Annotated in this window: 11 protein-coding genes and 1 pseudogene; 1 reads left to right on the forward strand and 11 read right to left on the reverse strand. The window is 31.2% G+C overall.

Annotated features, from left to right (window positions below; all coding sequences use genetic code 11):
- The first annotated feature begins 38 nt into the window (after window positions 1–38).
- Window positions 39–1,724 (forward strand): recombinase zinc beta ribbon domain-containing protein, encoded by a 1,686-nt coding sequence (locus ACEN2H_RS14060; protein WP_441733420.1) that lies wholly within the window; start codon window positions 39–41, stop codon window positions 1,722–1,724.
- A gap of 76 nt (window positions 1,725–1,800) precedes the next feature.
- Here ACEN2H_RS14060 and ACEN2H_RS14065 read toward each other — a convergent pair whose 3' ends face one another.
- The 11 genes and pseudogenes from ACEN2H_RS14065 to ACEN2H_RS14115 form a co-directional block, all read right to left on the reverse strand.
- Complete coding sequence (locus ACEN2H_RS14065) at window positions 1,801–2,412, reverse strand: recombinase family protein (RefSeq protein WP_441733422.1); 612 nt, start codon at window positions 2,410–2,412, stop codon at window positions 1,801–1,803.
- 126 nt (window positions 2,413–2,538) lie between these two features.
- Window positions 2,539–2,994 carry a hypothetical protein gene (locus ACEN2H_RS14070; RefSeq protein WP_441733424.1) on the reverse strand — a complete coding sequence of 152 codons (456 nt, stop codon included), beginning with the start codon at window positions 2,992–2,994 and terminating at the stop codon, window positions 2,539–2,541.
- Complete coding sequence (locus ACEN2H_RS14075) at window positions 2,991–3,404, reverse strand: hypothetical protein (protein ID WP_441733426.1); 414 nt, start codon at window positions 3,402–3,404, stop codon at window positions 2,991–2,993. The genes ACEN2H_RS14070 and ACEN2H_RS14075 overlap by 4 nt, the downstream gene beginning before the upstream one ends.
- On the reverse strand, window positions 3,404–3,565 hold the full coding sequence (locus ACEN2H_RS14080; RefSeq protein WP_441733428.1) for a hypothetical protein: 162 nt from the start codon (window positions 3,563–3,565) through the stop codon (window positions 3,404–3,406). Before ACEN2H_RS14080 ends, ACEN2H_RS14075 begins: the two co-directional genes overlap by 1 nt.
- On the reverse strand, window positions 3,566–3,856 hold the full coding sequence (locus tag ACEN2H_RS14085; protein WP_441733429.1) for a hypothetical protein: 291 nt from the start codon (window positions 3,854–3,856) through the stop codon (window positions 3,566–3,568).
- Between the two features lie 27 nt (window positions 3,857–3,883).
- Entirely contained in the window at window positions 3,884–4,075 is a 192-nt protein-coding gene (locus ACEN2H_RS14090) for a hypothetical protein (protein ID WP_441733431.1), read from the reverse strand.
- Window positions 4,072–4,239 (reverse strand): hypothetical protein, encoded by a 168-nt coding sequence (locus ACEN2H_RS14095; RefSeq protein ID WP_441733433.1) that lies wholly within the window; start codon window positions 4,237–4,239, stop codon window positions 4,072–4,074. The genes ACEN2H_RS14090 and ACEN2H_RS14095 overlap by 4 nt, the downstream gene beginning before the upstream one ends.
- 109 nt (window positions 4,240–4,348) lie before the next feature.
- On the reverse strand, window positions 4,349–4,852 hold the full coding sequence (locus ACEN2H_RS14100; RefSeq protein ID WP_441733435.1) for a hypothetical protein: 504 nt from the start codon (window positions 4,850–4,852) through the stop codon (window positions 4,349–4,351).
- Window positions 4,853–4,868: 16 nt separating this feature from the next.
- Window positions 4,869–5,027, reverse strand: a complete 159-nt coding sequence (locus ACEN2H_RS14105; RefSeq protein ID WP_441733436.1) for a hypothetical protein — start codon at window positions 5,025–5,027, stop codon at window positions 4,869–4,871.
- 232 nt (window positions 5,028–5,259) lie between these two features.
- Window positions 5,260–6,099, reverse strand: a pseudogene (locus ACEN2H_RS14110) (YifB family Mg chelatase-like AAA ATPase); the annotation flags it as partial.
- 619 nt (window positions 6,100–6,718) lie between these two features.
- Complete coding sequence (locus ACEN2H_RS14115; protein WP_441733438.1) at window positions 6,719–9,223, reverse strand: M14 family zinc carboxypeptidase; 2,505 nt, start codon at window positions 9,221–9,223, stop codon at window positions 6,719–6,721.
- Window positions 9,224–9,624 lie beyond the last annotated feature (401 nt).

Genomic DNA, 9,624 nt, shown 5'->3' on the forward strand with positions numbered 1-9,624 from the left:
TGGTAACTAAATAAAGTATATATTTGTAAAAAAAAGATATGTTAGGAATCTATTGTAGAATAACAAAAGAGAAAGAAGTTGGTAAAGACCGTTCAATTGATGAACAGAAACAATCAGGAATTGAATTAGCAAATAGATTAAATTTAAGCTACAAAATATATGTAGATGAAGGAGTTTCAGGCTCATTGTCTATTATAAAAAGACCTGCTTTAAATCTACTTTTAGATGATATTTATTGTGGTGAAATACATTCAATTTATGTCTACGACCAATCACGTTTAGAACGTTTGCCTGAAGCAAGGTCTGCCTTGAAGAAAGTTTTTAAAGATGAAAATATAACCTTATATAATGAATCAGGTATTGTTGGAACTGATATTGAAACAGAATTTCAAGGTGATTTGTTATCTGTAATAAATAATTTTCAAATCAAATTAATGGCAAAGAAAATTAAAGCAGTTTTAAGAAGGAATTTAATAAATGGTAAAGTACATTCTATTCCAAACTATGGTTATAAAAAAGGAATAGGAAATTTAATGGTAATTGATGAAGAACAATCTGAAATTGTCAAAAGAATTTATGATTTATCATTGAAAGGAATTGGAACTAATAAGATAGCTGAATTATTGAATAAAGATGGAATAAAAACAAAATACAACCTCATCAATAAAGGCACTATATCAGTTAAAAATAAGTATACAAATGAAATCACCACAAGGAATAAATCAGAGGTTAAATGGAATGGAGGAACTATTAGAAACATACTAACCAATACAACCTATAAAGGTGTTAGAACTTTTGGAGGTGTTGACTATAGTTGTCCAGCTATCTTTGAAGATATTTATTGGCAAAAGGTTAATGTCAATCTGAAAACCAACAGTAATAATAGCGGAAAGGTAGCAACCTATAACTACCTTTTGAAAGGTCTTTTAAGATGTGGAAAATGTGGAAGGAACTACTATGGAAAAACAAGAGCGGACAAGTCAGACCATTTTTATATGTGTAGTTCTAAAAGAAAAAAGGAAGATAATTGTGGTAATAGGTCTGTTAATATTGATGTTTTAGATATGCTTATTTGGAATAAGTTTGTTATTGATGGTGAACTATTAGAATTGATTAAAAGTCACTATGAAAGCCTTAAAAATAGTGATATAGTTAATGAATTAGAATCTGAAATAAAAGCAAATTTAAAGGAACTGAAAAATGCTGAAGATGACAAATCCTATTTTTTAGAATTAGTACTTGAAAAAGAAATAAAGAGAGAAGATATTAAGTCAAAAATGACTGAAATAACTACTAAAATTAACAGCAAAAAAAATAAGATTGCTAATCTTAGGAATCAATTAGATAGTATTGTAAAGTCTGCATCAGAAGATAATGCTGATTTGGTTAATATTCCATCTTTGAGTTTTATTGACAAAGTAGAGGTATTGAAAAAATATATTAAGGATATTAGAATCTACTATGAAAAGCCAAACTACTATATTGAAATTCTGTTTAATATTGTAAATATGGAAAATTCTGTATATCTCCTAAAAGATAATTATAAGTTTGCGGTATTGCTACCAAATCCAGATTTAAGTGCAGCTGAAGTATTAAAAGCACCTACTCCATTACTTGTTATGAATCAAAAAGCAGCTAAAGAAGTAGTAGCACACGTATTCACATCTTCTGTTTATGCAAGTATGTTTAGAATGATAAAAGAGGTTAATTATAAGTTCTCTTAAGCAGTCAATTTAAAGTAGGTTAGACTATTGATTTAACTAAGTTCATCTGTTACAAAAAAAATAAAGTTGTAACATTTTAGACTGAATCCATCTGTAATTTAACTCTTTGAACTAAACTCTTTTGTACACTACATAATAGAGCGGTTCTTCTTATGCTATTAGTTTTTAATTCTTTTACAATCCTTGGATATTTAAGAATAAGATTTTCTTTATAGCCTACTCTCCTACCTAAAATTTTACCATTTGCTTTTGCATTTGCTAAACCATTTTTAATCATTTTTATTTTAGTTGAGTTTTCCATTTCATAGACTGATAAAAGCATATTGAATAACAATCTTGCAGTATCATTTTCAGTTCCATCTTCATTTAAACTTTTTAAACCGGTCTGAATAAATATTAAGCATACTTTCAATTGATGAAGTCTGTCTTTTAGTTCAATACCAACTTTTGTATTTCTGCTAAATCTTGAAATATCTTGTGATATAAAATGATTTGCTTTTGAATCTTTAACTAATTGGATTAGATGCTCTCTACTCTTTATAGATTTTGTTGCTGAAATTTCCTCTTCCAGCGTTCCAACAATCTCAAAATCATTTTGGATACAGTAGTTAGTTAATTCTCTAATTTGTCTTTCTGTTTCTTGCTTGTCTGTTGAAACTCTACAATAAATAAATGCTGTCTTTTTCATATCTTTTATAATTAAAAATGTACCTAAATAATCATTTGACTATAAAGGTACACTTAATTCAATAAAAAACAAGTCTGAATGTTACGCTTTTATGCTAACAAAATTTAAAACGTCTAAATAGGTACATCAAAATTGAAACATATCAATGTATTCTATGTCATTATTTACTTTTCCTTTATATTCATAATTGACTGAATAAGCATCTCCAGTCACATTATAGACAAAGTATGGTAAATCTCCATTAGATTGAATTATCAAATAAAATTCTGCTTTCAATTTATTACTATCAATCCTATAACCGTTTAATTCATTCATTACAGAAACAAATAGCTTGGTTTGGCAGTTAGTAGGTTCTTGCTTTAATATTTGCTTTTTAATGTAGTCAGATGGTTTATACTTTACCTCTATAATTCTATGTAGGAATGGTTGACTGTTTACAAATTTATATTGATTGTAAATGGAGTTTTCTGTTTCTGCTATCTGTATTGAATCTACATCAGTTAAAAGTGATTTAGAGCCTAAAAGAGAGTGGTTTTTAGCAAAAGAAGATTGTTCGTCTATATTGTATTTTCTCTCTCTCATATTGCCTTAAATAGCTTTAATTGTCTGCTGATAGTCATTTTATTGACATCTAATAACAAAGCCAAATTCTTTGGCGGTATATTAGGATTGATGGCTATAATCTTGCCTATTTTTTTTGTTAAACTAATATCTTTATCATTGGCAATATCATTAATTTCTTCTTCAACTATCAATTGTTTAAGCATTGAATCCAAGCAGTTTAATGGATTGATAGAAAGTTTTTTATAGATAGGTATCCAAAATCTAATATGTGCTAATACTTTCTTATAATCTGAAAATGATAAAATACAATGCTTTGTAAATTTGGTGTCTTTTTTTGCGTACCACCAGTATTCACCATAAGCATCTTTTATGATTTTATGATTGTCCTCAAAGCATAGGCTTCTGTATTGTTCTAGTGTATATTTCATTACTTTTTAGGTGCTTTAATACTTATAACTGGTTTTCCGTTGATGAAATAAAATAGTTTACCGTTTGCATCTTTATAGGTTGCAATCAATCCAAATTCACCGCTTGAGTATTTTACTGCATCCTTAATAGAATCATATATTTGTCCTCCTAAATGTGCCATCTATTTTAAAAGTTTAGTTAACTCTTCTTCAGAGAATGAATCTAACCAAGTCAAATCATTTGCAGTAGTTACTTCTGCATCTACTTGTTTTAAGGTTGGAACAATAAACTTGCATAGGTCTGTAATTGCCTTAACTCTATCTCTTGGTGATAAAGATTTTAAGTCAGCATCTAAGGTGCTTAAATTGTCCTCCACTAACCTTTGTAGGTTCTGTTTAATTGATGCCGTAGAAACGTTCTTTGAGCCTATTTTTCTACCTCTTCCTACTGTGTTGTTCTCTAAAAATGCCATAGTTGTATGTTAGATTACGTTAGAATATTAAAATCTGCTTTTACCTACTGATGATGGAAATATTTTCTTTTTAAGGTCATAAACCATTTTAGCTTTAGTATCTGCATTTACTGTTTTATCTGCTATTAAACCATTCACTAGCCTTGTGAATTTTGCATTTGCTATTAGCATATCAATTTGCTTTTGCTGACTTACTGTGAGTATTACGTTTTTTTTCATTTTCTTTTTTTCTTAGGTTGATTCTTTAATTTTAGTTCTTGTTCAGCTAGCCATTGCTTTCCAGTCAAATGTGTTTTGATTGTCATCTTACCTCTAGGAGTCTGCACTATTATAATATTATAACTTGGTTCTTTATTGACTACATCTGTAGATGCTTCAGTCATCTTAAACATTTTATTTTGGAGGTCTTCTGTTTTTATCATTTGATTGAGTTATAAAAGCGGCTACTTGTAAAAAAAATGAAAGTAGAAATTACGTTCACCGCTTTGAGTTTTACATTCTATCTGAATTTTGAAGCATCTGAAGATTAATAGAGAATCTACCATCATAAGAGCGTGTTAGAAAGTTTGAAGCATTAGCATTGCTAAGCAGGTTTAGTTCATTACAAGCCTTTAAAAGGATGTTATAATCCACTAAATACTGTTCCTTGAGGTATTGAGTAGCATCTTCTTTTGCTTGGCTTAAAACCTCTTTTTTTGTTGTGATAATATCACCATCAATCTCCAGTACTTTTAAATTAATTTTATTATGATTAGACTCAATAAATCTATATGAATCAAGTACATCCAACAATCCAGCAGAAAGGATAATATTTGAGAATGTAGTTTTGTTTTTAATGAATATTTCAATTTGCTCTAGTGTTTTATAATCTCTTGCATCAGTGATATTTTCAATTGCATCTAAATACTTTCTGTATCTAATTACATTGTCTTGAAGTGTTGCTGATGCGTTTTCAAACTGATTTTGATTGAATGAAATTTGGATTTTACTTGTCATATCTGGTTCACTTTTTTTAGTTTGCATTTTGGCTATTTTCATTTTTGAATACACGTTCACGTATTAGTCCGCTAAGAGTCAATCTTCTCTTTTTTGCTTCTTGTTTTAAATCTTTTACATCTGTAGGTGTCATCCTTATACCTACAATTACTGTGTTTTCATTTTCTAAATCCATAATTTTACTTATTAGTTAAACATTGTCTAATAGAGTAATAAACTATGTTTGTTTTTTGTTTTTCAATTTCATTGCATAAATGTTAATAATGTATATCAATACTGACTTAATCCATTGACTTAAAGCAAACTAAATTGTTTATATCTTTTTAAAAAAAGGCACAAAAAAAACCATCATTTCTGATGGCACTAAAAAAAACTTCTAAATTTTATACCTCCTATTTATGCGTAACTACATTTGAAATAGTATGATGCGGACTCCTAAACGGTCTTTGATTCATCAAGCCCACTTCTTTTAGCTTACCGGCTACACTATGTATTTTTGTTGTTTCTAAGGCTTCGCGTAAGGTCATAGGAGGCAATATGCTAGGCAAACGTTTGGCTAGCATGGTCTTTCCAGCTCCTGGTGGACCAATGAGAATGATATTATGCCCTCCGGCAGCGGCAATTTCCATACATCTTTTTATAGACTCCTGCCCTTTCACATCTGAAAAGTCAAACTCTGGAAAATCTAAATCCTTATAAAACTCGGCTCTAGTATCTATCGTTGTTGGTTCTAAGTTTCCTTTACCTTCTAAGAAATCAATAACTTCCTGCACATTTTCAACACCATAGACATCGAGACCAGCCACTATAGCTGCTTCTTTCACATTTTGTTTTGGGAGAAAAAAGCCTTTAAAACCCTCTTCTTTTGCCTTGATTGCAATAGGCAAGGCTCCCCGAATGGGTTGTAGACTACCATCGAGAGAAAGCTCTCCCATGATGATGTATTTTTCAACCTCTTTTGCTTCTATTTGCTGTGAGGCTACTAGAATACCTATAGTTAAAGTTAAATCGTAGGCAGATCCCTCTTTGCGTAAATCAGCGGGAGCCATATTGATGGTTATTTTTTTACCAGGCATGCTGTATCCATTATTCTTTAGAGCAGCTGCGATCCTATAGCTGCTTTCTTTGATAGCATTATCAGGTAAACCAACTAGGTGATAACCAATTCCCTTATCAATATTCACTTCAACGGTGATTGTTGTGGCTTCAACTCCAAATACAGCGCTTCCAAAAACTTTAACTAGCATGTGCGATTATTTTTACTAAAAATAAACAATTTTAATATACGAATGAATACTTTATAATTAATTTAAATTAGACTAAAATTCTAATATTAGACCTTACCTAACTAACATAGAAATAGATTCTCCTTTTATCAAATATACTTCTACTACACGTAACAATGATATATTCCCAAACTAGCTTTTCCACTATTTTGCGCGGTAATAAACCGCTTAAGCTTAGAAATTAGCTCTATGATTACTAGCATAATTCTAAACATCAATATGTTGACTTCGCATAGGAATATCGAGGTTTCCTGACCGGCCTTTGAAATCTAAACCTGCCCAAAATACCTTGGAGTCATCTCTACCGGAATCTAAGCTGTTAAGTAACGAACAGCACTAAGCCAAAACTTGAGTAGAACACCGTTTACTAAATTAAAGCTGAAGATTAGTAAAATCAATGTTTTTTTATGACAAAAAGAACTCAAGATTGTTTTAAAACTTAAAACAAAATGTTTGAACATTTTCGATAAACCTGCTGAATCTAAAAGAAATTCTTAACATTAGTACTTGATAAAACAATAAAACTCCAGGTAGAATCTGGAGTTTTATAGATAAAATCATTTTTAAAATCGAGTTCCGATTAGTTTACTAAAAATAATGCATTGCTGAATAATAAATTTCCATTTTCCCAAAACCCCCTAAACAAAGGATTATCTATCATATAAATCACTTCGCCTTTTTCTTTTTTATCAATAGCAAAACTTACCGTATTGTTTAGTTTGTTTTTTATATCATGACCTACGAAACCATAACTTTTATAATTAAGGGGTACATAAGCCAGATTAGTTGCGTTTTTCAACAGCGAGTAATGTCTATCATCTGTTTTTAGACTATAATAAACAGACCCCAAGCCAAAGGACATTGGGTGTGTGATGTCTAAAACATTTTCAATTACAGCTCCTGGTATAGATGCTGAAATAGCCCTGCGCTCAGAACTTTGATAGTCTAAAAAACGCTCCTTCAGTAACTTATCCAAAGCCTGCTTTTCAGAACTTTTTTTAGCTTCGTCCGACTCAAACAAACTCAAACTGTAAGCTTCTTTATCTTCAAAAACACTTAGAGCATTATTCATTGCAATCACTTTGCCCCCACTTTTAATCCATTCAGTAATTTTGGTTTGTTGCTCATCCGAAAAATCATAATAACCGTCCGCTAAAATCAAAGTGTTGTACTTCGTGAGTTCTAATCGATCAAAATTGCCAGTTTCAACAATACTAACAGGATAACCAACAACTTCATCCAAATAAAACCAAACGGCTCCAAATTCAGTAGAACCAACGCCTTTTCCTGATAACAAAGCTATTTTAGGAGCTTTTAAAATCGTGAAATTCTCTCCTCCTAAATCAGCGCCATTCTTTGTAAAACCACTAGTAATAAAATTAAAATCTTTTTTAACCATAATAATTTCACTTACTGTTTTCTCAAAATCAGGTATTTTTGAATTGTCAGCCTTACTTACAATTAAACCACCGGGCTCAACTACGACATTGTCGAAAATCGCTTTTTTCATCGCCGATCTTACTTTGATATTTTTTTGATGCAAAAGCGATAAAACCTGTGCAGAAATTCGATTATTCCACGGAATATAAAAACCGTAAACGCTTTTCGGTAAAATTGGCGCAACGATTTCAATACTAGTTTTAGTTTTGATTGCAATAGTACTTTTTAAAGCATACGCTTCAACTCCATAAGCCAGTGGTAGTGCCCAGGCTGTTATATCGTAGGACAAACTATCATTTAAGACCTGATTGGGCTCGAATAAAACCTGTGTCAATATAGCCTTTGGTTGATCTACCTTTACAATAAGGTCATTAGGCTCGATTGTAAATCTTTGTGAATTCTGCGTTTGATAATTAAAGCCATTCGCTTTTTGACTTGCATCAGCATATTCAAATTCAATTTTATTTTTCTTCAGTAGAACGGCCATTTGTTCCAATTTTGGATTGCTCTTCAAAACGTACGTTCTGTAATCGCCCTTAACATTTTTTCTCGAAGTAGTCATAAAGTTTCTGAAACCTTCAATCAATTTCTCTGACTCTGATGTAGCTACTTCAACTGCCGTTAAAACAGCTTTTGCATGATGGGTCAGGCGGTCTTTAATAGTAAGCGTCGAGCCATTTTCCATTAAAATTTCCCTTCCTGCGCCTATGCCACCTTGCTCAAACGTCATTCCAACTGCTCCGTTATAGGTTGGATAGGTATCTCCATAACTAGGATAAAACATATCAAATCGCTCTCTTGTGTTATACAACCAATTTTCAGCATCAAACTTACCAGCCATTTTCGCACCTAGAGTATTGTGAAAATCCTTCTGGTACTTCTCTATATATTCATGCCAAGGCTCTGCAGAAGGTGGAAAGAAATAAGGAGAATTGTATCCCATTTCATGAACATCAACATGCATTTGCGGCAGCCATTCATTATACAATGCTAATCGTTGCTTAGATTCTAATTGAGTTTGCCAAGCCCAATCGCGATTTAAATCAAAAATATAATGATTGTATCGACCTCCAGGCCATACCTCCATATGCTCGCGATCTGACAATTCAGGATGTGTTTTCTTACCTGAAATTTCTCTTAACCAATTTCCATACCTCGAATACCCATCAGGGTTAATACAGGGATCTAAAATAACAATCGTGTTTTCTAGTTCTTTTTTAGAAACCGAATTATCTGGGTTAACCAACTCATAAGCAATTGTCATAGCACTTTCTGTTCCCGCAAATTCATTGCCATGTACATTAAAACTCAACCAGACAATAAGCTTATCCCCAATTTTTTCTGTTTTGGTATTGGACAAACCAATAGCCGACAAATTATTATTTCGGATTAAATCTAAATTAGCTAAGTTTTCAGGACTGGAAATAAAATAAACATTTAAATCTCGGCCTTCGTTTGTGACTCCATATTTTTGTTTCTTAATATTTGGCGACTCCGTCAACAGCTGCCTGAAATAAGCTTCCACTTGATGATACTGACTGATTTGTTTACCATAATTAGGTAGAAATTCCGCAGGGCTCTTTAACTGAGCATTAGCTGACACTATTATAAACAAGAATAATAGACCAAATAAGGTTTTTTTCATTTTACTATAAATTGGGTTAAAGCTCAAAAATAGACTATAAAAATTATTTTGCCCTTTAAAGTGACAAAATTAATTTCACAATATGTTTCACATGAAAATAAATCAAGAAAAAAATAACTTATAATATTTAAGCCTTAAATTATAATAACAAAATAAACAACAGTTGAATAAACAAAAATCAAAAACAAGATCAATTCATTAGATTACGGTGATAAAACCCATTTTAAAATTGATTATTTAGACTTATAACAATAATCGACGATTTACCACTTTACGATATTAATACAGTAAGAACTAAAGCCCTTGCGTCTAATTTTTTAACTCACTAGATTCAATTAGTTAATGCAACTCTCAGGAAAAGGGATAGGATAATTTTTTCAAAAGAAAGGACATTAAAGTCC

The sequence above is a fragment of the Flavobacterium sp. W22_SRS_FP1 genome (assembly GCF_052113685.1).
Classification (GTDB): domain Bacteria; phylum Bacteroidota; class Bacteroidia; order Flavobacteriales; family Flavobacteriaceae; genus Flavobacterium.